20 protein-coding genes are annotated in these 26,616 nt (G+C 60.3%); 3 read left to right on the top strand and 17 right to left on the bottom strand.

Annotated features, from left to right (window positions below; genetic code table 11):
• Positions 1-9: 9 nt before the first annotated feature.
• Both QLG10_RS02235 and QLG10_RS02230 read right to left on the bottom strand, forming a co-directional pair.
• A complete protein-coding gene (locus QLG10_RS02235) occupies positions 10-1,041 on the bottom strand; it encodes a hypothetical protein (protein WP_282485379.1) in 1,032 nt (343 codons plus the stop codon).
• A gap of 51 nt (positions 1,042-1,092) precedes the next feature.
• Positions 1,093-2,370: a cytochrome P450 gene (locus QLG10_RS02230; protein ID WP_282485378.1), complete on the bottom strand. Its 1,278-nt coding sequence runs from the start codon at positions 2,368-2,370 to the stop codon at positions 1,093-1,095.
• Between the two features lie 173 nt (positions 2,371-2,543).
• Here QLG10_RS02230 and QLG10_RS02225 point away from each other — a divergent pair, with 173 nt between their 5' ends.
• Positions 2,544-3,209: a TetR/AcrR family transcriptional regulator gene (locus QLG10_RS02225; RefSeq protein ID WP_282485377.1), complete on the top strand. Its 666-nt coding sequence runs from the start codon at positions 2,544-2,546 to the stop codon at positions 3,207-3,209.
• A 143-nt stretch (positions 3,210-3,352) separates the two neighbouring features.
• On the opposite strand, the gene QLG10_RS02220 is transcribed toward QLG10_RS02225, so the two are convergent.
• From QLG10_RS02220 to QLG10_RS02185, 8 genes are all read right to left on the bottom strand, one after another.
• The gene (locus QLG10_RS02220) at positions 3,353-4,957 is read right to left on the bottom strand and encodes an NAD(P)/FAD-dependent oxidoreductase (protein WP_282485376.1); all 1,605 of its coding nucleotides are present in this window, start codon (positions 4,955-4,957) and stop codon (positions 3,353-3,355) included.
• A gap of 97 nt (positions 4,958-5,054) precedes the next feature.
• The gene (locus QLG10_RS02215) at positions 5,055-5,876 is read right to left on the bottom strand and encodes an SDR family oxidoreductase (protein WP_282485375.1); all 822 of its coding nucleotides are present in this window, start codon (positions 5,874-5,876) and stop codon (positions 5,055-5,057) included.
• 32 nt (positions 5,877-5,908) lie between these two features.
• Positions 5,909-6,727, bottom strand: a complete 819-nt coding sequence (locus QLG10_RS02210) for an enoyl-CoA hydratase/isomerase family protein (RefSeq protein ID WP_282485374.1) — start codon at positions 6,725-6,727, stop codon at positions 5,909-5,911.
• The gene (locus tag QLG10_RS02205) at positions 6,724-7,695 is read right to left on the bottom strand and encodes a hypothetical protein (protein ID WP_057715112.1); all 972 of its coding nucleotides are present in this window, start codon (positions 7,693-7,695) and stop codon (positions 6,724-6,726) included. The genes QLG10_RS02210 and QLG10_RS02205 overlap by 4 nt, the downstream gene beginning before the upstream one ends.
• Positions 7,696-7,742: 47 nt before the next feature.
• Complete coding sequence (locus QLG10_RS02200) at positions 7,743-10,274, bottom strand: MMPL family transporter (RefSeq protein ID WP_282485373.1); 2,532 nt, start codon at positions 10,272-10,274, stop codon at positions 7,743-7,745.
• Positions 10,275-10,309: 35 nt separating this feature from the next.
• Positions 10,310-11,440 (bottom strand): YCF48-related protein, encoded by a 1,131-nt coding sequence (locus tag QLG10_RS02195; RefSeq protein WP_282485372.1) that lies wholly within the window; start codon positions 11,438-11,440, stop codon positions 10,310-10,312.
• A gap of 96 nt (positions 11,441-11,536) precedes the next feature.
• On the bottom strand, positions 11,537-12,895 hold the full coding sequence (locus QLG10_RS02190) for a DUF1329 domain-containing protein (protein WP_282485371.1): 1,359 nt from the start codon (positions 12,893-12,895) through the stop codon (positions 11,537-11,539).
• Between the two features lie 30 nt (positions 12,896-12,925).
• Positions 12,926-14,587: a DUF1302 family protein gene (locus QLG10_RS02185; protein WP_282485370.1), complete on the bottom strand. Its 1,662-nt coding sequence runs from the start codon at positions 14,585-14,587 to the stop codon at positions 12,926-12,928.
• A 420-nt stretch (positions 14,588-15,007) separates the two neighbouring features.
• Between QLG10_RS02185 and QLG10_RS02180 the strand changes: the two genes are divergently transcribed.
• Both QLG10_RS02180 and QLG10_RS02175 read left to right on the top strand, forming a co-directional pair.
• Complete coding sequence (locus tag QLG10_RS02180) at positions 15,008-15,853, top strand: SDR family oxidoreductase (protein ID WP_057715116.1); 846 nt, start codon at positions 15,008-15,010, stop codon at positions 15,851-15,853.
• An 89-nt stretch (positions 15,854-15,942) separates the two neighbouring features.
• Positions 15,943-16,827, top strand: coding sequence for a DMT family transporter (locus tag QLG10_RS02175; protein WP_282485369.1), 885 nt, complete (start codon positions 15,943-15,945; stop codon positions 16,825-16,827).
• On the opposite strand, the gene QLG10_RS02170 is transcribed toward QLG10_RS02175, so the two are convergent.
• The 7 genes from QLG10_RS02170 to QLG10_RS02140 form a co-directional block, all read right to left on the bottom strand.
• Entirely contained in the window at positions 16,824-17,609 is a 786-nt protein-coding gene (locus tag QLG10_RS02170; protein ID WP_282485368.1) for a tyrosine-protein phosphatase, read from the bottom strand. The genes QLG10_RS02175 and QLG10_RS02170 overlap by 4 nt on opposite strands.
• A 2-nt stretch (positions 17,610-17,611) precedes the next feature.
• A complete protein-coding gene (locus QLG10_RS02165; protein WP_282485367.1) occupies positions 17,612-18,811 on the bottom strand; it encodes a phosphotransferase in 1,200 nt (399 codons plus the stop codon).
• Positions 18,808-19,845, bottom strand: a complete 1,038-nt coding sequence (locus tag QLG10_RS02160; protein ID WP_282485366.1) for an amidohydrolase family protein — start codon at positions 19,843-19,845, stop codon at positions 18,808-18,810. Before QLG10_RS02160 ends, QLG10_RS02165 begins: the two co-directional genes overlap by 4 nt.
• A 396-nt stretch (positions 19,846-20,241) precedes the next feature.
• Positions 20,242-21,603 (bottom strand): DUF1329 domain-containing protein, encoded by a 1,362-nt coding sequence (locus QLG10_RS02155; protein ID WP_282485365.1) that lies wholly within the window; start codon positions 21,601-21,603, stop codon positions 20,242-20,244.
• A gap of 27 nt (positions 21,604-21,630) precedes the next feature.
• Positions 21,631-23,298, bottom strand: coding sequence for a DUF1302 family protein (locus QLG10_RS02150; RefSeq protein ID WP_282485364.1), 1,668 nt, complete (start codon positions 23,296-23,298; stop codon positions 21,631-21,633).
• A gap of 65 nt (positions 23,299-23,363) precedes the next feature.
• The gene (locus QLG10_RS02145) at positions 23,364-24,854 is read right to left on the bottom strand and encodes an aldehyde dehydrogenase family protein (RefSeq protein WP_282485363.1); all 1,491 of its coding nucleotides are present in this window, start codon (positions 24,852-24,854) and stop codon (positions 23,364-23,366) included.
• Positions 24,851-26,470, bottom strand: a complete 1,620-nt coding sequence (locus QLG10_RS02140) for a GMC family oxidoreductase N-terminal domain-containing protein (protein ID WP_282485362.1) — start codon at positions 26,468-26,470, stop codon at positions 24,851-24,853. The genes QLG10_RS02145 and QLG10_RS02140 overlap by 4 nt, the downstream gene beginning before the upstream one ends.
• Positions 26,471-26,616 lie beyond the last annotated feature (146 nt).

The following is a 26,616-nucleotide window of genomic DNA, read 5'->3' as shown; positions in this document are numbered from 1 at the left end:
CACAAGTGTTTAGAGGTCCTTGCCTGGAACGTTACGGGCCGAACCGTTACGCCGATCCGACTCGCCCCAACCCAGCCAGTGGGAAGGCTCGCGGGTATCGCCAACCCGGCGCCAGCGCCCTTCCTGTTGCGCCGTGATCGGGAAGCCGCCGACGAAGTCGATCATCTCGCCCTTCTCGTCCGGGAGAAATTCCCACTCTTCCTTGCCTTCGAGCACGATTTTCGCGGACTTCAGGAAGTAGCTGCCGTCCTTGTGCTCGGTGTGCCCTTCGATATCGGTGGTAACCCGCACCTCGCCTTTTTCATTGTTGAATATGGCGTAGCCCAGATGATCGTGACCGACCATGAAGGAACCGGTGTCCCAGGTGCCGTCTTTATAAACGGTGACAAAGGACCACCAGATCACATGCTTGTTGTTGTTCACCACCAGGTCTTTCTTGAAGTGGATGGCGCCGCCTTCAGCCATGTAGAACTGGTCCAGCGCCATGGCGCCTTTTACCGGGCGCCCCTCGCAGACTCCGGCGATGTCCCACAGCTGTGATACGTAGAAGGTGCCCCACTCCACGCCAGGCAAATACCACTGCAGCCCCGGGCCGAGCAGACGGCCTTCGAGGTGAAACAAGCCCTCTTCTTTCCAGGTCAGGCGTTCGCTGCTGGCGGTGATTTCCCAGGCATTTCCGGGTTCACCCGGTTGGCTGGCCCAGCGTGCGGTATCGCCCTCCAGGCTGTGCACTGGCAACGGTGTCAGCGCCTGCAGGGCCATTTTTTCGTGGTCCATGCGCAGGTTAACGTTGTCGACGTGGTTGTTCAGGTAGAAGAACTTGGTCGGGTTCGGCGTGCCATTGGGCGCCATCAGCGACCGCACGAATGAATAGATGTTGCCCTGCTCATCTCGCACCGAGCCGAACGGCGAGCTCTTGCTCAAATGCAGGCCGAAGAAGCCGCGCTCGGCAGACATCGAAGCGCCTGTGACCTTGTGCGGTCCTACGAGTTGCTGGAAGCCGAAATCACCGCGTTCTGGAATGGTTTTGAACGTTCTCATACTGCCCTCTATTGTTGTTATCAAGGCCTGGAAACGGATTGCAATCGTGGTTCAGTCCCAGATCACCGGGAGCGTCGATACGCCGCGCAACTGCGCGCCGCCGATCTGCGGGACGGGCTGCGTCGGGTCGAGACGCAAGTTGGGGAACAGATCAAGGATCGCGTTGACCGCGCAGTTGATCTCGACCTTGGCAACGAACTGACCGATGCACATGTGCGGGCCGAAGCCAAAACCAAACGAGGGTTTTGGCTTGCGGTCGATGTCGAAGACATCCGGGTTTTCAAAAGCGTCTTCGTCGCGGTTGGCGGACACCACCATGCACTGGACGAATGAACCCTTGGGGATCTTCACACCGTGAAATTCCACTTCCTTGGCGGTTTCGCGCACCTTGAAGGTGGCCACCGGTTCAAAACGGGTGGTTTCGTCCATCAGCTTGCCGATCAGCGATCGGTCGGCCTTGACGCGTTCGAGCAATCCGGGCGTGGTGAGCAACAAGGTCATCACCGAGCCGAACATGCGCGTTGTGGTTTCCCCGGCCGCCGGCAACAACGAGCGAGTGAAGGTGATCACTTCGTGGTCATCCAGCGTGCGCCCTTCGTACTCCGCGCGCAGCAAACGACCGACTACGTCATCGCCCTGGCTGCCCTCGGCGCGACGTTGCACCACGACCTCGGCCAGTGCGTCATAAAGACCTTTGACCGCGATGCCGGCCTGACGCCGCGCTTCGACCATTTTGCTCGGGTCGATCTGGTTGCCGCCGACAATGGCCAAGGCCCAGGCCGCATATTGTTTGTACTTGGACGGTTCATCCGAGGGAAAGCCCATCAAGGCGTACATGATGCGAATCGGCAGTTCGAGGCCGAATTTCATCAGGTCGGCTTTCTTTGCCGACAACATTGGCTGGATGTACTCCTCGCGGATCACCTGGTCGATCTGCGGGCGCCACTTGTTCACGGTCTCGGGCATGAATGCCGGCTGCAGCAAGGCGCGCACCTTGCGGTGTTCGTCACCGTCCATGGCAAGGATGATCAAGCCATCGAAAAACGCGCCGAGGCCTTCGGCAATAAAGCCGTTGGTATAGGTCGCACCATCGCGCAGAACAGCCATCACGTCCTGGTATTTGAACAAGGCGAAGGTCGGGCGAGTGCCCTGCTGGGTGCCGGCATTGGTTGGCACACCGAATTGGGTAATGAAATCACCTTCATAGATAGGCGACTTCAGCCGTTGCTCGCGGCACACCGCATGAATATCCAGGTCAGTGCCGCGATACATTTCCGATACGGCGGAATACGCGGTGGCCAGGTCCAGTGCTGCGCTTTCGTTGCTCATCAGGTTCTCCTGTCTTGTTTTTATTGCTCTTGCACACCAAGATTGCCCGGCTGCCAGTCCATGGTATGCGGTTGTGTCTGCACCGGCCCTGCGCTTCGTTTGACTCAGGGTCAAACGATGGCGACCGGGTATATGCTTCAAGGTGAAACCCCATTCAACAGAAGGAGTACGAGGTGGCGGTGAAGGCAGGAGAAGGTGGCGAACAGGGCAAACGCAATACGATGAATCGTCTGCTCGCTGCCGCGCGTGTTGAGTTCGCCAAAAAAGGCCTGGCCGGTGCGCGCGTGGAAGAAATTGCCCGGGATGCCGGGGTTACCAAGCAACTGGTCTACCACTACTACAACTCCAAGGAAGGGCTGTTTGTAGCGGTACTGGATGAATCTTCGGACAACATCATGTCCGAGCTGGTCAACCTCAGTGTTGAAGAGCTACCACCGCCCCAGGCGATGCGCACCGTGCTCAATCATTTCTTCGACCAATACCGGTTTGACCCCTTCCTCGGCAGCCTGGCGCTGGAAGGTATTCGCTACCACGATACCCACGAAACACCGCGTAACCATTTTCTTGAAATGGCACCGAAGCTGATCGCCAAGCTCGACGCGATCCTGGTCCGCGGAGCCGCCAGTGGTGATTTTCGTGCTGGCATCAACCCGCGCTTGTTGCTCGCGAGTGCCTCGCTGGTGACGACTGGCTGGTTTACCAACCGCTATTCCATGTCCGCACTTGCGGGCCTGGATACCGACTCGGCGGAAGGCATGGCTACCTGGCGCCAGTACTCGGCAGATTTTGTCCTGGCGAGTATTTCGTTGGGTGCAAAAAAAAACGCTGACAGCGTTTAACGTCTATCAGCGCGTTGCATAAATACGATCTCTTTGTGGGAGCGGGCCTGCTCGCGAAGGAACAGGCACCTCCAGGATCATCGCCGCCTGACACTCCGCCTTCGCGAGCAGGCTCGCTCCCACAGGTTTTATCTGTCGACGGCTCAGTTGCCTTTTTTACTCAGGTACTTGCTCACCCGCTTGGCCGCCAACCGCCCTGCCATGCCGTTGACGCCACCGCCCGGATGTATACCGGCGCTACCAAAATACAGACCGGCCACCGGCAAGGTGTCGCCGCCCAACCCGTACGCAGGGCGCATGGTGCTCGAACGCATGGAGGTGGTGTCGATATGCACCACGCAGCCATTGACCGTGTTCAAGCGCGCGGTAAAGTCCGGTGCGGCCTCGATGTGACGGCCAATCACCTGCCCTTCGATCCCGTCAATGTAGTCATACAGCTGTTCCTGTACCTGGTCGGCCACTCGCTCACGCAAAGCGTCCCAGCCTTCGTTAGGGTTAACCGGCATCACCGGCGGATAGATGTAGAGTACATCCTGGCCGGCTGGCGCTTGTGAGGGATCGGCTGCGCTCGGTGCGGCCACGGTGATGTAGGGCAACTTCGGTACCTCGCCTCGGGCGCAAGCCGCGAAGTTTTCCAGCACCGCCTCTTCGGTGCCGATCAACATCACCGTTTTACGCAGATCCACACCGTCGCCGCGAATGGCAGCAAAACGTGGCACGGAAATCTGCCCACGCAAGGCAAGATCCACCTTCAGTGGTCCCGAGCCCTTGCCGTTGGCTGGTGCCATGGCGATGCGGGTGAGCAGGTGTTGAGGGATTTCGCCACGGGTGACCATATCCAGCGCAGGCTTGGGGTGACAGCCGGCAATCACCGCACGGGCCATGAACTGGCGGCCATCGGTCAGTTTCACACCTTTGACCTGGCCATCCTTGGCCACGATTTCACTGACGCTGGCCGACACCAGCACCTGACCGCCCAGCTCTTCCAGACGCGCCTGCATGGCATTGCTCAACTGCTGCATGCCACCCAGGACCCGACCCACACCAAAACGATGGAGGAAACCGAGCAAGGCGTAATAGATGCCACCGCCGTCGGCGCTGATATCGCCGGCCAGACCCGTGAGTGCACACATCGCCGAAATCGTCACCGGATGCTCGAAGCGCTCACGCGCGGCCTGCAGCGCGGACCCCGTCATCAGTGCCATCAGCTCAGGCTTCAAGGCTTTGTGTTTGATCGCAGTGCCGAGCATTTTCAACTTCACGCCCAGATTGGTCTTCGCCGGATCGACACGCATCATCGGCAGCGCAATGTCGAGGAACATGTCGATGACCTTCATGAACTCAAGAAACGCCGCGGCGTCCTTGCTGCTGAGGCGGCGAATCTCGGCAGCGGTTTTTTCGCGATCACGCCAGAAAATCAGCGACTGTCCATCCGGGTGCAGGTACACATACCCCGGCGCGAGCTCCACCGATTTGAAACCGTGGCGCTCCAGCCCGAGTTCCGTCGGCACGTGGGAATGCACACGCATCGACATCATGTCCAGGGCACAGGGGTGGACCAAGTGCTGCGGAGCCTCCGGTATCAGGTAGCCCGAGGACGCCATGCCGCCAACCTTGTCCAACGCTTCGAGCACGAGCACTTTCTTGCCTTCCATGCCCAGGTAACAGCCAGCCGAAAGGCCATTGGTGCCGCCACCGACGACGATCACATCGAAGTCGGTGTTTCCCGCTTTGTGGTTCTGATTCATCACTTGCTTCCATGACGTAATTCAACCACGGCGGCGCGCGGCGGCTGTGGTGGCGAAGTACAGCCCCAGCGCACCGGACGGCGCACCGAGGCAAACGTTACATGCCGGTGCGACCCATCTGCGCGAACAACGCGCGCATCGCAACGAGGGATGGCGTGTGGCTGCTGAAACCACCGTCGGCGACCAGGGTGGTGCCGGTGACGAAGGAGGATTCGTCACTGGCCAGGAACGCCACCACATCGGCGATCTGCCGGGGTGTGCCCAGCTCGGCGGTGCAGTGGTTGTCACGCAGGATGTCGAGCAAGGGTTCAGGCATGGCGTGTTCCGAAGGCGCCAGGCCGATCTGCACAGCATTGCCCCGAATACCTTGTTTGCCGTACTGCGAGGCCACCATGCGCGGCAGCATCATCAGCCCCGCCTTGGAGGTGGCGTAGCCGGTCAGGGACATATCGCCCTGCATCCCCAGGCCCGAGGTGGCGAAGATGATCGAGCCCTTGCCGTTCTCCAGCATCACCGGAATCACATGCTTGGTGCACAACACGGCGCCACGCAGGTTGACGGCGATGGCGCGGTCCCAGGCCTGCATGTCGAGGTTGACGAAATCACGGTCCAGCTGACGTTGCTCGGCATTCAGGATCGCCGCATTGTTGTGCAGGATGTCGATTCGGCCAAAACGCTCTTTGACCTGGGCAACCATTGCCCGCACGTCGTCTTCCGAGGACACGTCGGTGGCGATCGCCAAGGCCTGATGGCCCTCGGCGAGCAACGATCGGGCCACAGCCGTGGCGCCCTCGAAATTGATATCGACCACGGCGATGCTCGCGCCATGGGAGGCCAATACCCGTGCGCACTCGGCGCCCAGACCGCCACCGGAGCCGGTGATAATGGCCACTCGTCCTGCCAGTTTTCCTGTACTCATGCCCTTATCCTTTTTGTTTTGGGGATGACGCTTCACTCACCGGTAAATCGCGGTTCGCGCCGCTCGCTGAAGGCCAGGGCCGCTTCGCGGGCGTCCTTGGTCGGGGCCAGCAAGGCGAACAGATCAAGCTCCAGGTCCAGGCCACGCTTGAGATCCATTTCCAGCGCCGCCCGCGCCGCCTGTTTGACAAAGGCCGACGCGGTGGGTGGTTTGCTGGCGATGCGCTGGGCAAAAGCCCGCACTTCTTGCACCAGGTTGGCACTGTCGCTGGCCAGGCGACTGACCAAGCCAATGCGCTGCGCTTGCTCGGCACCCACGCGGTCACCGGTGAGCAACATGTCCAGTGCCTGACCCGGTGCCACCACTCGGGAGAGTCGTTGCGTGCCGCCGCCACCGGGGATCAGGCCAAGCCCGGTTTCCGGCAGGGCGAACACCGCATCGGGTGCGGCGAAACGGATGTCACACGCCAGGACCAATTCCAGCCCGCCCCCCATGCAGTAGCCATGAATGGCGGCGATCACCGGCTTGCTGATGCCGTCCAGGGCCTCGATCCAGCGTACGTTTTCCATGCGCTGGCGAACCTGCAAGCTGGACTCCGGGCCGCGCCGTTCCTTGATATCGGCGCCGGCACAAAAGCCCCGCTCGCCTTCTCCGCGAATCACGATCACGCGAATGTCCGGGTCCTGTTGCAACAACGCCAGTGCCTGCGGCACGCCCTGGCGGATCTCATCGTTGATGGCGTTGATCTGCCGAGGCCGGGTCAGTACCACCCAACCCACCATGGCATCGCGCTCCAGGCGTACCGCATCGTTGATCAGCTCGGGAGGCTGCTGGTTTTGCGCTGTACTCATGCAGGGCACTCCTCGAACTCGAAGACCTGGCCATTGAGTTCCTGTGGATCGATCTTGATCAATGGACGACCGCCAACGGCCTCCGAGGATTCGATCCACTGGAACCGCGTGCCGCGTGCACGCAGATCTTCGGCCTTGGCAGCCAGGTCGTTGACACCGATACGGATGTAATACGGGCCTGGGCCCCAGTTGTTGACGTAATGGCCGGCGTCGGTGTTCCAGTAGGTCGCCTCGAGTACATCGAGGGTTGCACTGTTGGGCACGGTGAAGCCCATGCGCGCACGGCGGTAACCTTCGCTGCGGATGTTCTCCACCGGACCGCTCGGTTCCCAGTCGAGGTTGGTCGAGACCTTGCGCAGGGTTTCGTCGAGGTCGCGGACCAGGAAGCCACGGGCCGTGACGCGCACCATGTCGCCGGGTTTGAGATCGCGTGGTTGCACCGGTGGCAACTGGTAGGTTTCCGGCGGCATCTGCAACGGCTCGGTCGGCATGATTTCAATGCACAGGCCACCGTCCACGGATGGCTGATAGTACGGTTGCTCGGGGGTAGCCCCCAGCCACAGGCGGTCGAACGGCATTTCCGGGGTGCGCTGCGCCATGCGAAATGGCAAGCGGCGGCGCATCAGTTTGTCCACCAGCGCATCGAACTTGTCCCCGTGCAGGGCCAGCACGATGGAGTGAGTGATCATCGGCCGATGATGACCCTGGAAATCCTTCAGGCTTTCGAGAAAGTCATGGAACAACGGATCGCCAGGGTTCGGCCGATCCAGATGCCACTGCGGTTCAATGCGCGTTGGCGACACCGCCAGGGATTTGTGTACACGCAGGAAATGCGCGATGTACGGGTGATTATCGAACGCCTGGCGCCAGCGTTCGTGCTTGTAGATCCCGAGCTTGTCGACCAGCATTTCCGTCATGCCGTCCGGGTCCGGAACCATCATGTCGGCACTCATCAGTAACTCGAACATACTTCTCTCCTTGCAATTTCCAGCCTGGGCCTGTGCCCGGCTATTAGTCAGCGGGCACGCCGGGGTAAGGCGAGCTCAGTCAATGAGGGGGTCGGTGCTCCAGTTGCGGGCTTACGCGGTTCCTGCTGCGCGCGGGCGTCTTCAAGATCGAGGGTCACTCCGGCCTTGGAGTTGCCTTTGGGGTTGAGCAGGTAATGCGACAGGGCCGGGATCAACACCAGTGCACCGAGCATGTTCCAGAGGAACATGAAGGTCAGCAGGATGCCCATGTCGGCCTGGAACTTGATCGGCGACCAGGCCCAGGTGATCACCCCGGCGGCCATGGTCAGGCCCACCAGTGCGACGACACGGCCGGTGAAGTCCAGCGATCGGCGATAGGCCACCGCCAGGCTGCCGCCACGCTCCTGCACCGCCAGTTGCACACTGAGCAGGTACAGCGCGTAGTCCACACCGACACCGACCCCGACGGCGATCACCGGCAAGGTGGCCACTTTGAGGCCGATGCCCAGCCAGACCATCAGTGCTTTGCAGATTATCGTGGTCATCAGCAGCGGGATCAACGCCACCAGGGTTGCACGCCAGCTGCGGAAGGTCAGCAGGCAGAGCAAGGCCGTGGCGCCGTACACCGCCAGGTACATGGTGATGATGCCCTTCTCGACCTCGATGTTGGTGGCGGCCTCGATGCCGGCATTGCCCGCGGCCAGGAGGAATTCCACGGGTTGATCTGCGCCGGCGGCCGTGTTGTTTTCCTTGGCGAATTCTTCGGAGACCTGCAACACCCGGCTCAGGGTGTCGGCCTTGTGGTCAGCCAGATAGGCAATCATCGGGGTCACCGAGCACTGCTGGTTGGTGATCCCCGGGGCGGAAATCATCGCTGCATCCACCGCCGAGTTGGTGATCGCCTGGTCACGGCTGATGCTCAGCCATTTCGGGCTGCCTTCGGCCATGCCGGAGCTGATCATCCGCACGGTTTCGGCCAACGACTGGGTGGTTTGAACGCCTGGCGTCTGGCGCAGGCGCCAGGCCAGTTTGTCCATGCTTTGCAGCGACTGGTACAGGCGGCAGCTGTCTTCATTGGTCTTCATGATGACCACGAACTGGTCACTGGAAAGCCCGTAATGGCTGGTGATATAGGCGTTATCGCGGTTGTAGCGCGAATCCGCACGCAACTCCGGCGCACCGGGGTCCAGGTCACCGACCTTGAGATGCATCATCACCACACTGCCCGCCAGGGTCACCAGCAGCGACACGGCGATCACCGCGGTGGCCATCGGCCGTTCGGTGAAGCGGTCGAGGCCGCTCCACAGACGCCCCAGGAAACCTTTGTTTTCTGCGCCGGCCTGGTCTTTGGCGATGGCGATTCGCGCGGCTTTTTTACTGACACCGAGGTAAGACAGCGCCACCGGAATCAGCAGCAACTTGGTGAAGATCAGCACGGCGACACCGATGCTGGTGGTCAGGGCCAGGTCGCGGATCACCGGGATATCAATGATCACCAGCACGGCAAAACCAACGATATTGGTCAGCAGTGCGGTAAGGCCCGTGAGGAACAAACGGCGGAAGGTATAGCGCGCGGCAATGTATTTATGGGTGCCACGGCCAATGTCCTGAAGGATGCCGTTCATCTTCTGTGTGCCATGGGAAATGCCGATGGCAAAAATCAGGAACGGCACCAGGATCGAGTACGGGTCCAGCTCGTAGCCGAGGATTTGCATCAGGCCCAGCAGCCACACCACACCCGCCACTGCCACGCTTACCAGCAACAAGGTGCTGCGCAGGCAACGGGTGTAGAAGTACACGAACAGCCCGGCGATCAGCACGGAGGCGCCAAAGAACAGCATCACCGAATACAGGCCGTCGATCAGGTCGCCGACCAGCTTGCTGAAACCGACGATGTGGATGCCGACCTTGTCGCTTTCCAGTGAGCGAATCTGTGCTTCCAGTTGCTTGGAGAAATCCCCGTAGTCCAGTGGTTTGCCGGTTTGCGGATTGGTATCGAGCAACGGCGCGACAATCATGCTCGACTGGCTGTCGTTGGCCACCAGGTTGCCGACAATGCCGGCACGCATGATGTTGCGGCGCAGGGCCTTGATCGACTTCTCGCTGCCGTCGTAATCCGAAGGCATCACCGCACCGCCATCGATGCCCTCCTCCGTCACTTCTTTCCAGCGCACGATCGGCATCCACAGCGACTTCATCCAGGAGCGGTCGATGCCCGGGATCAGGTACAGGGTGTCGTTGACTTTCTGCAGCGCCAGCAAGTAGTCGGCGTCATAGATATCGCCGGTCTTGTTTTCCACCACCACCCGAATGCTGTTACCCAACCCCGGAAGCTGGTCTTTATAGGCCAGGTAATTCTTGATGTAGGGGCTGGAGCTGGGGATCATTTTCTCGAAGCTGGCGTTCACCTGCAGCCGTGTAGCAAAGAAGCCCAACACCACGGTGGCGAGCAAGCAGGCAACGATGACCAACATGCGATGCCGGAAAATCACCCGTTCAAACCAGCCTCCGGAGTTCTTGTCAAAGTCCTCCAGGTTGGCAATCACTGGCATCCCGCTGTTGAATTTTTGCTCGACCATTTTTTCTTTCTCGTAGGGGAATCGTGCCGACGGCGTCAGTTGGCCTGGGCGATATCGATGACCTTGGCGCCGCTAAAGCGCGTGACCACCAGGCTCCCAGCCTGATGGGTGGCACTGGCTGAATACACCTCACCCATTCGCGCATCCGCCAGCGGGGTAACTTGCAAACTCTGGCGATCAACGCTGACCAGTTGCCCACCCTGGCTCACGACGATCAAGGCGTTGCCCTGCTCGACGATGCTGACCAGACTGCTATTGAGGTTGGTTTCCACGGCCTGCCATTGCTGTCCGTCATCGCGGCTGGCGAACAGATTGCCGCGCAGCCCGTAGGCCAGCAGCAAATGATCGTAGGCACGGACGCCGAAGTAGGTGCCGGTGTAGGGCGTGTCGATTTTCACGAAACGTTGTTGCTGACGATCCAGGCGCATCAACAGCCCCTGTTCGCCGCTGATATAGAAAGTGCCCGCGTGCTGGGCCAGGCCATACAGGTGCATGCGCCGCTCATTGTCACTGCGCTCGATCCACGGCTCCCAGTTCTGGCCGTTGTCGGTGCTGTGCAGCAACAGCCCGAAGGCGCCCACGGCAAAGCCGTTGCCTTGCTCATCGAACATCACATCGAGAAAGGGTGCGGCCAATACGCCCGGGGTCGCCGAGGTACCGGCGGCCATTGCCACTTCCCTGACTACCAGGGCCGCGGATTCGTCGCCTTTTTCGGCGCGCGGACCGTAGTAGGCATTGAGCAGTGTCAACAGGCGGCGCCCGTCGAGTTGCACTTGCCAGCTGTGACCGCCATCCGTGGTGTGCAGCACCAGGGCATCGTGGCCGACGATCCAGCCATTGCGCTCATCGCGAAACCGTACCTGCACCAGATCGCCGGACACTGGGCTGTCGACCTGCTGCCAGGTGCGTCCCGCGTCGGTGGAGCGCTGGATCAATCCGTGGAGGCCGACGCTGATGAGGGCATCTCCAGCCCTGGCGACGGACAGCAAGGGCGCGGGCAGGCGCTCGTCCACCCGTTGCGCCGGCACGTCCAGCGAATCGGTGGAAGCCGTGGCTGCGCTATAAGCAGGCATCGCCAGTAACGAGCTGACACCCAAGGTCAACGCCACCGCAAGCAGTAGGCGCGACCTGGAAAAAACAACAGAAGCAGGGCAAGGGCTAATCATTATTTTTATTCCTTAACCATCGCGCATGGCAGAACCCACCTGTCCTGCCCGCCAGGCCTGATGCGCAAACCGACGGGCAGTAACAGGCGACTCACATCAGCGTTGGGTGACCCGGGCTACGATGGCTTCAGGGTTCATGTCGCGCTCGCTGAGCGGTTTGTCATAGAACTTGTAACCACCTTTGAGCCCATCGTTGAGCAACGCGTACATGCCTTTGTTGAAGTCATACACGACGTTTTTCACGTTGTAGGGAATATTCTTGTCGTAGAGCTGTACGCCACTGAGGAAGATCGAGCGATACAACGCGCCGCTCTTGTCCCAGGCGTCATACAGGCCAACGCCAAAGGTGTCTTCATCCAGGTAATAGGTGCGTTTGTTGTAGACATGGCGCATGCCCGGCTTCAACGTTGCCTCCACGACCCACACCCGATGCAGCTCCCAACGCTCGTTGGCCGGGTTGGCGTGGTGCGGCATGAACTGATCTTCCTGCTTGGTACCGAAGTAGAACTTGTAGGCGTTGTACGGGATGTACATCTCCTTTTTGCCGACCAGTTTGTAGTCGAACCGGTCCTGACTGCCGGAGAACATTTGCAGTTCGTCGAACAGCGTCACACCGCCCTGACTGGCCACGGGTGTATCAAAGGCAAACTCCGGAGCCAGCTTGACCCGACGCTGACCAGGGGAGTAGCTGAAGGAGCGACGGGCCTTGGCCAGTGGATCGAGGAAGTCGTTCAGCACCACGACTTCACCGGAACGCCGCGCCGGATAGTCATTACGCGAGAACACCCGGGCATACATCAGCGGATCACGGTCCGCCTGGGTGACCTGGTAGTACGGCGTTTCTTCGAAGGTCGCCTGTTCGGCGGTCTTGGTGATAGAACCATTGGCATCGACAACCCAGCTGTTCGAAGACGAGGTCGTCGAGTAGCCGGTGCCGATCTTGTAGCGCACCTGCTGGTTCCACATCACTTCGTTGCCGTTCTTTGGAATCGGGAACGGCAAGCCGCCACGGCAGGACGGATCGACCGCCAGACCGTCTTTCTGAATCGTGCAGCTGCTGGCGTTGCGCACGGTGGCATCCAGCACGGCCTGGGGATAGGCGGTCGTACGGTGGCTTGGATAAATGTCGATGTAATACGTCGGATACTTCTTGATCAGGGTCTTTTGCCCTTCACTGAGCTTGTCCGCGTACTGGTCGACGTTTTTGGCATCGATGCGAAACAGTGGCTTTTCATCCTTGAATGGATCGACCCAGAACCCGCTGTCGGGTACGAAGCCGGCCGGTGCCTTGGTCAGGCCACCGTCATAGGCAGGGATGGTGCCCTCGGCGTTGCCCGCCTTGGTCGCCCCGAATGGAGTGAGGCTTTTGCCCAGTTCGGAAGCGTCACCGCCTGCCGCCAGGGTGTAGGTCGCCATGCTCATCAGGGCAATGGTTAAGGCAAGTTGTCGTTTCATGAACACATTCTCCGATTCTTGTTTGATTTATCAGAAGGAGGTCTTGAAGGTAAATGCCAGCCAGCCGCGGTCGGTACCACCGACCGGACCGTTACCGGCTACAGTGCCGTTGGCCAGATGCTTGGGTTGGGCCTTGGTGTCTGCGTAACGCAAGCCGAACTCATAGAGTTGGGCATAAGTGGCCTTCAGGCCGACTGAGTAGGACAGCGCGCCTTCGTTACCGCCACCGGCAGTCGGGGCGTTGCCATGCAGGCCGTAGTTGACAGTCATTGGGACATCCAGGTCCCAGGAAGGCAGGACCTGAATGTACTGTGGCGTGTAGTTGACGGCAACTGCGTAGTAATTCTTCGACGAGCAACCATCGGACTCATCGCCGGAGCCGGGGCTGCGAGGGTTTCTCGCATCGGTACAAGCATTCTCGCCAACCCCTTTGTACAACTCTTCGTGCTCGGTCACCCGATCCAGATGGCTGTAGGCGAATTCACCAACCAGCGTGCCGTTGTTCGAAATAAAGTTACGCGGCACGCCGTAAACAGCGTTGGCAATAAAGTGGATGGTGTCACCGCGAGGACCTTCATCGTCCAGGGCACTGACGCCGGTGGCATTCAATGCGCCGTTCATCCGATAGGACAATTCGGTACCGACCGCCACAGTGTTGAAGACCCGGGCGAAGCTGAGGCCCGCGAGCTTCACGCCACGTGGGTAAATCACCCGATAGGAGCCCGCTGCTGCTTTGATTTCCGGGGCCAGCCAAGGCTGGTAATCGTCGAACTGACGGTAGTAGGCGCCGAAGGTCGATTCGATTTCTTCGACGTTGAGTTTGCCCATCACGCCCCAGTTCTTGCCATCACGCCCGAATTTCGAATCCTGACGTTGCAGGGTCGAGCCGTTGGCGGCCAACGGTAGCTGGTCCGGGCCTTCAAACAATGGGTCGGCACCACCAAAATACGTGCCCCCGTAAGGTATGCGGGTGGGTTCCCATTCGTAGAAATACTGAGCGGCAACAGAGAGATGGTCGGTGAGTTGCGCCTTGGCCGATATTTGCCCGACTGGCAGGAACACTTCCTTGGTTTCGATACCAGGACTGGTCGAGGCTTTCACGCCATCACTTGGCGCCTGGGAATAAGACACGGCATGCGCGCCGATGAGCAGGCCCTCACCCCAGTAGTTGGTGTGGCGACCGGCTTTCACGTTGACCGGTATTTCGCCGACGTTGAAGTTTTTCCAGAGGAACGCATCGAGAATTTCGCCCGAAGGACCGTTCATGTAGCGGTCCACTTCACCGCTGTACTTGTTGTTGTGGTAGCTGGTCGCGAAGCCTGGAATGTTGCTGTGGACTTCGTCGTCATCGTAGGCCTGGTCATACCAGCCGGCAGCGCTGAGACGAGCGCCCCAATCGTTGAGATAGGAAAAGTCGAATTCACTCAACACATCGAGGCGATTTGTCACAATTTCGTTTTTATCGAACTTGCCGTCCGACTCGTCATAGTTCGGCGTATTCATGATGTGGCTGTCTTGACTGTCGGTCCGCATCCCCAGGTTGTAACGGACCGTGTTGTCCCAACGCACGCGGTAGTCTGGGTTCGACATGTCGAACGAGGCCGCCATCAAACCCTGTGCACTGCCAACCATCAACAGTGTCAGAGCACCTTGAGTCAGCACCCGCCGACCCTGTTTGGTCTTCTCTTTCATACACACTACCTTTTATTTTTATTTTCAGTCGTTAAGTGCATTCAAACAGTCATTCCAGCGATCTGCGAAACCCCACAGGATCGTTGCAAGTCCCGCCTGGACAGTCCGCTCAAGAGGTCTGGCACGCATCCAGGACTACTTTCCTCCTCAGCTGAAAGCCACCGTAACGGATCGCAATGGAAAATTCCACATAAAGATTGCAGTTCTCTATACAGAATTTCGGTCTCGATTCCTTGGCTATCTGTTTCAGCCAACGGTGTCGCCAAGGACAATACTGCACACAAAACACATAAACGTTCAAATAATCTTTGACGATTGACCTCTTTGGGCTTTCAATAGCCCGGGCACACCCCCTGAATACGGGGCGTTCGGCAGGAAACCCGCAAATGAACCGGCAGAAAAAAAACAAAAGGAGCCAGCATGAACATTGATTTGAGTGCAAAGCGCGTGATCATCACGGGCGCTTCCCGGGGCATCGGCCTGGCCATCGCCCGCGCTTTCGCGGCTGAAGGGGCGCGGGTAGCCATTTGCGCCCGCAGTGAGGCAGCCGTGCGCGAGGTCGGTGCGCAGCTCGCGGAGCACGCCCAGGCAGTCATTGCCCGGGCGGTTGACGTGACCGACAGCGAGGGAGTCAAGGCTTTCGTCGCCGAAGTTGCACACGCCTGGGGCGGTGTCGATGTGCTGGTCAACAATGCGGGTCAAGGACGCGGCGGCAATCTCGATACCCTGACCCCGGAGGCCATCCTCGAACATGCCAACATCCTGCAGATGGGGCATTTTCGTTTCGTCCAGGCCGTGGTGCCGTTCATGCGTGAACAACGCTGGGGGCGAATCATCGAAATCAACGCCCTGGCCGGCGCGATTCCGACGCCAGACGGCATTCCCTCGGTGATCAACCGCGCGTCATGCATCGCCCTCTCCCGCTCGCTGGGCATGTCCCTGCCCAAGGACAATATCCTGGTCAACAGCCTGAACATGGGCTGGATCGATACTGGCCAGTGGGACCGCCATTACAAAGAGATGGGGCCTGGGGTCAGTCGCGAGGAGTTCGACGCCATGGTGATGAAAGTCGTGCCGCTCGGACGCTACGGCAAGCCTGAAGACGTTGCCGGCATGGCGCTGTTCCTGGCCAGCGAATATGCCAGCTTCATCAGCGCTGCCTCGATCGACATCGCCGGTGGCATGGGTGGGCAGATTGCTTACTTCCCGACGCTCAAGCGCGACTTTGCCGCTGCCATTGCCGCGCGTAACGCTGCCAGCGAATAAGCCCTCGCGCAGTCCGGCCTTCACTGAGGGCCGCACATGCGGCCTGGGTCCCGGTGCGCCCAGCGCACCCTCAACATTGGCGCACTTTGATGAACCTGCTGCTGCCCGTCCTTGCCACGCTGATCTGGGCCGCCAGTACGGTGGTCAACCGCCTGTCGGTCGGGGTGATCGACCCCGCGGCCATTTCCTTCTATCGCTGGCTGACGGCGTTGCTGGTGTTGTCACCGGTGTTGTTGCCCAAGGTATGGCGCTTGCGTCGCGAGATTCGCCCTCATTTGGCCAAGCTGTGGCTGCTGGGATTGCTTGGCATGTCGCTGTACCAGTCGCTGGCGTATTTTGCGGCACACACCGTCAGCGCCACCTCCATGGGCCTGATACTGGCGACCATGCCGCTGCTCACCGTGCTGCTGGCCTTCCCGGTGCTCAATACCCGACCCACCGCGACCTTGCTGGTCGGCGCCCTGGTGTCGTTTGCCGGTCTGGCCTGGTTGCTGGCAGCAGGCGACCTGTCCTCACTCTGGCAGCACGGGGTTGGCCAGGGTGAGCTGATGATGTTGGCGGCGTCGCTGTCGTACGCGCTGTATTGCGTGCTGGTGAAGCGCTGGCAGATTCCCCTGCCGACCTGGGAAAGCCTGTATGTGCAAATTATCTGCGGCACCCTGCTGCTGGTGCCGCCCTTTGTGCTGGCCCCCTCGATCGCCCTGACCGCCAGGAACATCCCGCTGGTGCTGTTCGCTGGCCTGTTCGCCTCGGCGCTGGCACCCGGCCTGTGGATGCGCGGGCTGCAAACCCTCGGCGCGGAGAAAACCGCCGTATTAATGAACCTGGTGCCGCTGTTCACCGCGGTATTGGCGATCATGCTGCTCGGGGAGACATTGCACCTGTACCACGCGGTGGGTGGTGGCTTGATTTTGCTGGGGATCGGATTGGCGCAATGGAAACCGGCACGGGTCATGACCCGCGCCGCGACCTAGGCGACCAGCAAGGTGTCTCGCAATGCCTGCAAGCGCGCGTTGCTCAAACCACTGAAGCGCTGCAGATAGCAATCCAGGCCACCGTATTGCGCCTCGATCACCGCATAAGCGGCATTCAGGTATTCGGGCCGGGCATCCACTACCGCATCGAACGCCGCTTCACTGACTGGCTGGCCAACCATCCGGCTCACCGCATGACTCATCGCCTGCTGACGCTCTGCACTCAATTGACTGAAACGCCGCGCCGAACGCAAATAGTCAGTCATGATGTGTTCCGGCGCGACGCCAAGGGCGTGCAACAGCAGCATGACCGCCACGCCGGTGCGGTCCTTGCCCGCCGTGCAGTGAATCAGCACCGAGCCCTTGCCTGCAGAAAACAACTCGAACAGTATCGGCAACCGGGGCGCCAACATGCCCGGTAGCCGCCGATAAACTTCCAGCATCATGCCCCGTGCACCCTCCTCAACCGGGTTATCCGCCAGCATGAGGGCAATGCCTGGATCGGCCCGGACATCGCCGATGACCTCCAGGTGCCATTCCTGGATTGCGCTATCGGGCAAGCGGTTCGGGTAACGTTCACGCTCACCCGCGCTGCGTAAATCGCAGACGGTCTGCAACCCCAGGCGCTGAAGTGTCTGCCAGTCTTGAGCAGTCAGCCCATGCAACTGGTCTGCGCGCAACAGAACATCGCCACCAATGCGGCGACCACAACGGGAGGGAATGCCTTTCAAGCTGCGAAAGTTATCCGCGCCTTGCAAGCGCAAATCTTCCTGACAGGTCATGCTCAACTCTCCAGCAAGTGTTGATACGCTTGGGTCAACGGACGTGCGCCTTGCCCCAGAATCGGTGTCCGGCGCGGTTTACGGCCGTGAGTTAGCAGGCGCACAGTATCAAAATCTTCGGCGGCGGCGAAAAAACGTTCCACCATGGGCAACCCGGCCTGCCCCCAGTCATCCATGTTCGACATCCAGGTCTGCATCCCCCACACCGGCCAACGACGCAACTGTTCCCAGGCAGCGTCCTGGTCGAGCACGCCTTCGGCCCCAAGGCTGATCAACTTTTCCCGGTACACCCGCAACAATCGCTGCGCATCTGCTCGGCGCTCCGTCACGGTCAGCGCGCCGAGCATGAAATAGGCGACGTCGCGCCATGGCCGGCCACGTCGGGCCAGTTGCCAATCCAGCCAGATACGTTGCCCGTCACTGCGCAAGAAACTATTACCCTGATGGGAGTCACCATGGATCAAACAACAGGGTGAAGTCTGCTCCAGTTCAAAAGCTGCCAACTCATCGAAGGCATGGCTAAACAACTCCGGTGACTCGTACATCCATTTCGGCAGCAGCTGCTGGTACTCGGGTTTACGCAGATTGACCTTGATGTAGTTGTACATGCGCAGCAGACCGTCGCTGTCCACCGGGTTGGCCATCGACACCGGCAACCAGCGCTGCTCCTGCAACTGCGGAATGTTCCAGGTAGCAGCATGCACCGTCGCCAGTGACTCGAGCCCCTGAGCAACACCGTCCACGCCCAGGTGATCGGTGCTATGGCCAAATTGCCCGGCAGCCAGGCCAAGGTCTTCCATCATCACCACGCCCCGACCGCCACCGTCGGCGTCCCAGTCGGTGAAAAAGGTGATCGGCAATGGCGCGTCGGACCAGTCGCGCGCCAGATGATACAGGCGCGCTTCCAGCTCACAGATATCGCCACTCTCGAACCCCTCGGACCAGTTCGACTTCAGGCACACATGCGCAGGAATACCCGCGCGCTGTCCGACCTCGTTCAACTCAAGCCTGGCGCGAAATTTGGTGGTGTGCCCGTTACGGACCTCCACCGCCGTCAACGCCAGGACCTCGATGCCTGGATAACGCGGCTGCAATAGCTGCGTGAGCCAGACTGGGGAGATCTCACTCAGTTGCCGCGGCAATCGCCCGGTGCGCTGCGGGTATGGCCGCCCAGCGGCCATGTCCAGCAGGCTGTCCGTCACGGCGTCAGCACCCGGCCAGCATTGGCCGGAACCTTCAGCTTGAGCAGATCGATCGCGTTACCGCTACGAATCCGTTCACGGTCTTGAGCAGACAAACCCAGCCCTTCGGTCAGGTCACCATGGTCATAGGCGCCACCAAAGTTGGTGCCGTACAACAGACGCTCCGCGCCTACCACTTCGGCGACGCCACGGCGCAGGCCGGGCGCATGCACGTCGAGGTCGAAGTAGAAGTTCTGCATGTAATCCATCAACGGTCGCTGGTTGCGCGAGTCCGGTGCCATCGCTCGATTGAGCTCGCTCAGACGCCCCAACTGGAAAACCGCCATGCCACCGGCATGGGTGATGTAGGTTTTCAGGGTCGGAAAAACATCCAGTGCGCCACCGCAGATCAGGTACCAGAAGAACAGCGTCTCATCGACACAGTCACCCACGATCGAGGTGGTTTCGAACTTGTCGTCCGTGTGTTTTTCGCCCCAGTAGATCGACTGGTTGAAGCCATGCACCATGATCGGCACATCCAGCTGGGTGAGCTTTTCCCAGACGGGGAACAAGCGTTCATCGTGAGCTTCCAGGCCATTGAAATTGGCCCCGCCGACGCACACGCCCTTGGCGCCTAGCTGAGTCACAGCGCGTTCGATTTCTTTGGCCGCGTTCAGTGGATCCGCCAGGTTGGCGTGGCACCAGAAATCGAAGTGGTCGGGATCGACCCGGCAAAATGCCGACAGCTCGTCGTTGCACAGGCGCGCGTATTCGTTGGCGAAATCACCTGCCCAATACATGAAACAGTGGGACGGCGTGGACATCACCAGTTTGTCGACACCCCGTTCGGCCATCAACTTGCGCCGGCTGGCGTGAGTCATGCGCGCGAGGAGGTTGGCCTGCGCCTCGGCATCCGTAGCGGCTTTGGCCGGTTGCTTGGTACCGAGGGAAAAATGCCCCACGGTCAGCCCCTGCACCTTCATGAACGGTCCCCAGAACTCGTGGCGGTTAAGCATGCCCTCCGTCAGCAAGTGGGCGTGGACATCAATCAGCATGGCGTTCTCCTTGTTGTAATAAGCCAGCAGGCCGAACGCCCCATTTGTCAGGGACTTCGGGCCGGTTTGAGGGTTAACTGCATCGCCACTAATATAGACACTTTTTTGATATGTGTTCATTTTATTATTGGAGTTTCAGAAGGTTTTTGGAGTGTGCCTTGTGTGAAACGGGCCTTTGCGGATTGGAAGAACCTGTAGGAGCGAGCAAGCTCGCGATGGAGGTCCAGACAACGCGTTCATCCAGACAGGGCGCGTTATCGTTGACGTCCATCGCGAGCATGCTCGCTCCTACAGGGGTCGGGTGTCAGGCCGCCTCAAATGGATATGTACGTTAAAAGAATCCAGCAAAAAAAAAGCGGCCCTCTCAGGCCGCAAATGCGTGTCCATTCGATGCAATCAGCGTTGTGTTTCCTGAGAAACAATCGACTCGGGTTTCATATCGCGCTCGGACAATGGCGCGTCGTGCACCCGGTAGCCGCCCTTGAGGCCATCGTTGAGCAACGACCACATGCCTTTGTTGAAGTCATAACTGACGTTTTTCACCGTATACGGCAGGGTCTTGTCATATAGCTGCACGCCGCTCTGGAACAACGCGCGGTACAGCACCCCGCCCTGGTCCCAGGCGTCATACAAACCGGCACCAAAGGTGTCTTCGTCAAGGTAATAGGTGCGCTTGCTGTAGACGTGGCGTTTGCCCGGTTTCAGCGTCGCCTCCACCACCCACACCCGGTGCAGTTCCCAACGTTCGCAGGCAGGGTTGGCGTGATGCGCGGTGAATTGATCTTCCTGGCCGCAGCTGAAGTAGAACTTGTAGGCGTTATACGGAATGTACATTTCCTTGCGGCCGACCAGCTTGTAATCGAAGCGGTCCTGGCTGCCGGAGAACATTTGCAGCTCATCGAACAGGTTCACCCCGCCCTGGTTGGGTACCGGCGTGTCGTAGGCGAACTCCGGTGCCAGCTTGATGCGGCGCATGCCCGGGGTGTAGCTCCACGCGCGGCGTGGCTGGCTTTGCGGGTCGAGGAAGTCGGCGAGGATGATCAGTTGCCCGGCGCTGCGAGCCGGGTAGCTGTCGAGCGCCCAGGCACGATAGTACAACTGCGGGTCTCGATCGGACTGTTTGACCTGGTAATACGGGGCCTCCTCCATGGTGGCCGACTCGGCGGTCTTGGTCACCGAGCCGTGGGAATCCACCACCCAGCTGTTGGACGATGCCGTGGTGGTGTACCCCGAACCCTTGTAGCGCAATTGCTGGTTCCAGATGACCTCGTTGCCGTTTTGCGGCAGCGGGAACGGCAGCCCTCCGCGGCAAACCGGGTCTACCGCCAGGTTGTCCTTGGTGGCGTGACAGTTGCTGGCATTGCGCGCCGAGGCATCGAGTATCTCTTGCGGGTACGCCGCGGTGCGGTGGCTCGGGTAGATATCCAGGTAGTAGTCAGGGAACTTGCTGAGCAGCATTTTTTGCCCGCCGCTCAGCTTGTCGGCGTATTGCTCCATGTTCTTGGAGTTGATACGCAGCAGTGGTTTTTCATCCTTGAACGGGTCGGCCCAGAATCCACTGTCTGGCTTGAAGCCTGGCGGGATTTGCCTCAGGCCACCTGTGTACGGTGGGATGCTGCCATCGGCGTTGCCCGCGATGATCGCGCCGAAGGGCGTCAGGGTTTTACCAATTTGGGCAACCTGGTCGGCCGGGGCCGCAGCCTGGCTGCAGGTGGCGATGCCCAACAGCGCCACCGCCCATGCAAATTGTCCTTTCATAATCAGGTACTCCGTTTCTTGGCGTATTTAGATGGAGGTTTTGAAAGTGAAGGCCAGCCAGCCTCGGTCGGTTCCGCCCACGGCGCCGTTGCCACCGACGGTGTCACCGGGAATGTTCTTCGACTGGGCGTCGGTGTCGGAGTAACGCAGGCCGAATTCGTAACGCTGGGCGTAGGTCATCTGCACACCGGCAGACCAGGTCAGAGCGCCTTCATTGCCACCACCGGCACTGGCGGCGTTGCCCGACAGGCCATAATTGACGGTCAACGGTACGGTCATGTCCCAGGACGGGAATATCGACAGGTATTGCGGCGTGTAGTTAACGGCAATGGCGGCATAGTCGCGGGTCGAGCAGCCGTCGTCCTTGTCCCCTGAACCCGGTGTGCCAACACGCGGGTCGACGCAATTGTTGTTGTTCTCACCCAGGTAAAGCTCTTCGTGCTCGGTCACTTTGCGCAGATGGCTATAGGCAAACTCGCCCACCAGCGTGGCGTTCTTGGCGATGAAGTTGCGCGGCACGCCATACACGGCGTTGACGACAAAGTGGTAGGTATCGCCGCGTGGCCCTTCGTTGTCAGTGGGATCGACGCCCACAGCGTTCAACGCACCGTTCTGACGATAAGAGATCTCGCTGCCTACCGACACGGTGTCGAGCACTGTGGAAAGACTCAGGCCGACGAGTTTGACGCCTCGTGGGTACACCAGGCGATAACTTGCGGTGGCGGCCGAGACTTCTGGCGCCAGCCAGGGTTGGTAGTCATCGAACTGGCGGTAGTACGCACCCAAGGTCGACTGAATCGCCTCGACGTCGTACTTGGCCATTACGCCCCAGTTGGCCGAGTCACGGCCGTACTTGGATCGCTCCCGGTTCAGGGAGAAACCTGGCGCTACCGGCAAGCGATCCGGCCCCTCGAAAAACGGGTCCGCCGCGCCGAAGTAGGTGCCGCCGTAGGGAATGCGCGTGTAGTCCCACTCATAGAAATACTGCGCAGCCAGGGTCAGGTTCTCGGTAGCCTGGGCTTTGGCGGAGATCTGCCCGATGGGCAGGAACACTTCCTTGGTTTCGATACCCGGACTGGTCACCGCCTTGGCACCATCGAGCGGCGCTTGCGAGTAGGAAATGGCGTGAGCACCAAACAGCAAGCCCTCCCCCCAATAGTTGGTATGGCGGCCGACCTTGACGTTGACTGTAGCATCGCCCAGGCGCAGGTTTTTCCAGACAAAGGCGTCGAGTATTTCCCCCGACGGGCCCTCAACGTAGCGTTTCACTTCCGAGCTGTAGCGGTCGTTGTAGTAGCTGGTCTGGAAGCCAGGGACGTTACTGTGCACATCATCGTTGTGGTACGCCTGGTCATACCAACCAGCGGCACTGAGTCGCGCGCCCCAATCCTTCTTGTAGGAAAAGTCGACTTCAGTCAGCAGGTCGAGACGGTTGGTGACAATGTCGTTCTTGTCGAACTTGCCGTCCGATTCATCGTAGTTGGGGTTGTTCATGATGCGCCGGTCCTGCTCCTCCGTGCGCATGCCCAGGGTGTAGCGCAAGGTGTTGTCCCAACGCAGGTTATAGTCCGGGTTGGTCAGTTCGATGGGTGCCGCCATTGCCACGCCACCATCGCCAAATGCGAGTTTCCCCACTGCCAGCAGCACCACCGCCTGCCGGGCTCGCACGCGCCCCTTTTTACTTATTTGATTCATGCAAACCACCTTTTGTTTTTATTGTCAGTCGCGTTGTCCACGCCCCGGTTGGGGGGGCGTCCTGGTCAGCGCCCTATGGGGTAGATGATGGATTTTTCCTGGGTGAACTCTTTGAGCCAGTTGGGCCCGAACTCGCGGCCCAGCCCTGAACGCTTGAAGCCGCCGATCGGTGCATAAGGCAGGCTGCCGCTGCCGCCATTGAGGTACACGCTGCCCGCACGAATGCGCCGGGCCAGGGCGTAGGCCGTTGCGGCGTCCGCCGAGGCCACGGCGCCATTGAGACCAAAGCGCGAATCGTTGGCGATGGCCACGGCCTCGTCGTCGCTGTCGAAGCCGATCACCACCCCCACCGGCCCGAAGATTTCTTCCTGGGCAATGAGCATGTCGTTGCGCACGTCATCGAACAGGGTGATGTCGCTGAAGAAACCCTGGCGCAGATGCGCAGGGCGCCCGCCGCCACACACCAGCGTCGCCCCGGCATCGCGGCCACTGGCAATGAAATGCTCGACCTTGGCGCGCTGCGACGCGCGAATCAGCGGGCCCATCATCACGCTCGGGTCCGCTGGGTCGCCGACTTTCCATTGCCCGGCGATCGCCTTGGCGCATTGCACAAACTGCTCGCGTACCGAGTGGTGCACCACAAAGCGGGTCAGCAACGCACAGCCTTGCCCCGCATTGACCGCCAGCCCGGCGACTGCACCCAGGGCAGCGGCTTGAATGTCGGCATCGGCGCGCACGATCAAGGCCGATTTGCCACCCAGCTCCAGATGCACGCGCTTCAAAGTCGGTGCGGCCTGGCTCATGATGCTGACGCCCACCGCTTCGGAACCTGTGAACGAGACCATATCCACCCGTGGATAGCTGCTCAATAGACTGCCGACACCGATGCCGCCGGTAACAATATTGAGCACGCCCTTGGGCAAGCCGACCTCTTCGGCAATCTGACCGAACAGCAGCGCCGAGTACGGGGTAAAGGGCGAAGGCTTGAGCACCAGGGTGTTACCGGCCAGTAAGGCCGGGAACACCTTGGCCAGGTTGAGCAGAAACGGAAAGTTGTAGCCCGTGATGCCGGCCACCACGCCAATGGCCTCGCGCTCCACCGTGCCACTGCCAAGGATCATCGGCCCCGTCGGGTTGAAGGGGTTGGGATTGGCCTGCACCGGAATCTGCACGCTGTCGCTGTGCAGCGACTGCTCGATAGCCGTCAGCACGTGGCCGAGGGGCATATCGACCTGCATGGCGTAGGTCACGCCTTGCGAGCAACCGACCTCAGCGATGATCAACGCAGCGATCTGCTCGCGCTTTGCCACCAGCGCGGCATGCATGCGTCGTAGATAACCGGCACGCTCGGCCATGCTCAACCAAGGCCAGGGGCCATTGTCAAAGGCGTAACGTGCAGCGGCAATCGCCGCATCGGCGCTGTGCAGATCACCTGTCGGGGCATGACCGATCACCGCCTCGGTGGCGGGGTTGAGCACGGCTTCGCGCGGGCCGTCGACACCCACCCACGCGCCATCGATGTACAGCTTGTCCAACTGGGTAAAGGGAACACTCATGGTGCTGTAGCTCCTGAAACCTTGCCGGTGATTAGTTCTGCGGCGCGCATGGCAATCGCCATGGCCGGGGCGTTGGTATTGCCGGAAACCAGGCACGGCATCACCGAGGTGTCGACCACCCGCAATCCCTCGACGCCACGCACACGCAATTGGGGGTCGAGCACCGAGGCGCTGTCGCTGCCCATGCGACAGGTGCCGGAGACGTGGAAGGCGGTCTGGCCGTACCGGCGGAACGCGGCAAGAATCTGCTCGTCGCTTTCCACCTGCGCCCCCGGTGTCAGTTCACCGACGATGAACGGCTTGAGGACCGGCTGCGCGGCGAGACGGCGGAACCAGCGAAACAGGGCAATCGCCGAGGTGCGATCGATCTCGGCACTCAAGTAGTTGGCGTTGATCTGTGGCGGTACCGACGCATCCGTCGATTGGATACGCACCTCTCCCTGGCTCTGGGGGCGCAGGAAATAGCCGCCGATGGTCAGGCCGGGGTGCTTGTCGATTTCGACTTTGTTGCCGTCTCCGTCCATGGAGTAGAGGCTGACGCCGATTTGCGCATCCGGACGCTCCAGCTCCGGGCGGGTCTTGATGAACCCACCGGCCTCGTGGGCAGCATGGGTCATCGGCCCCTTCTTGCGCAGGAAGTACTGCGCCACCGCGCCCAGCAAACCCACCCCATGGAAGCAATGGTTGAAACTGCCCCGGGTGACCCGGTACTGCATGGCCATGTACACGTGCTCACGCAGGTTGCGACCCACCTCGGGTGCGTCTTGCACGAGCGTGATGCCCAGTGAATTCAGCAGCCTGGCCGGACCGATACCGGACAGTTGCAACAGCTTGGGCGACTCGATGGCTCCGGCGCACAACAACACCTCGCGACGCACCTGGAAGCGGGCCAGGCCGGCACGGCCACTGACGTGCACGGCGCAGGCGCGGCGTTTGCTGAACTCGATGCGTTGCACGTCGGTGCCGGTCATTACCGTCAGGTTCGGTCGTGTGCGCACCGGGTCGAGGAAGGCTTTGGCTGCACTGAAACGCTGGCCCTTCCAGGTGGTTTGCGGTTGGTAGCCAAAGCCACCCTGGCTGACCGAGTCGACATGATTGGTGTCCTCGGTACGCGCCACGCCAAGCTTGCCGGCAGCACTGATGACCGCATCGCACAGAGCATCGCCAGACGGGTGCACGGTGACCTTGAGTGGGCCACCGACACCGCGCCATTGGCTCTTGCCCAACTGGTGGTCTTCCAGGGCGACGAATTGCCGGCCCATGTCTTTCCAGCCCCAACCCGTGCAGCCTTGTGCTTCCCAGTTGTCGTAGTCGGCTGGCGCCCCCCGCACATAGACCATGCCGTTAACCGAGCTGGAACCGCCAATGGTCTTGCCCTTGAGCCACTGCTCGTCGCTCATGCCCTCGCCGCGCTTGGCCTTGTAGCTCCACACATGGGGGTTGCCGGGGTTGAGCAGTTTGCCAATGCCTCGGGGCATGGCGATCAATGGGCTGGTGTGATCCGGGCCGCTCTCGATCAGCAGGACTGAAACGGTCGAGTCTGCGGACAATCGATTGGCCAATACACAGCCCGATGACCCCGCACCAATGATGATGTAGTCGTAGGTTTCGCTCATTGTTGTTCTTCTTTTGCTGGTTGCTGTAGACCTTCGAACGCTGCGGCCCCAAAGCAGCCTTTAACGGGGTTCTGCGGTCGTATCGCGAATCTCGATCACCCGCTCTGGGCAAGCCCGGGCGCCTCGCTGGGCGAGACTCTCCTGCC

It is taken from the genome of Pseudomonas sp. V98_8 (assembly GCF_029967975.1).
Lineage (GTDB): Bacteria > Pseudomonadota > Gammaproteobacteria > Pseudomonadales > Pseudomonadaceae > Aquipseudomonas > Aquipseudomonas umsongensis.
This window is presented reverse-complemented; position numbering and strand designations above follow the sequence as displayed.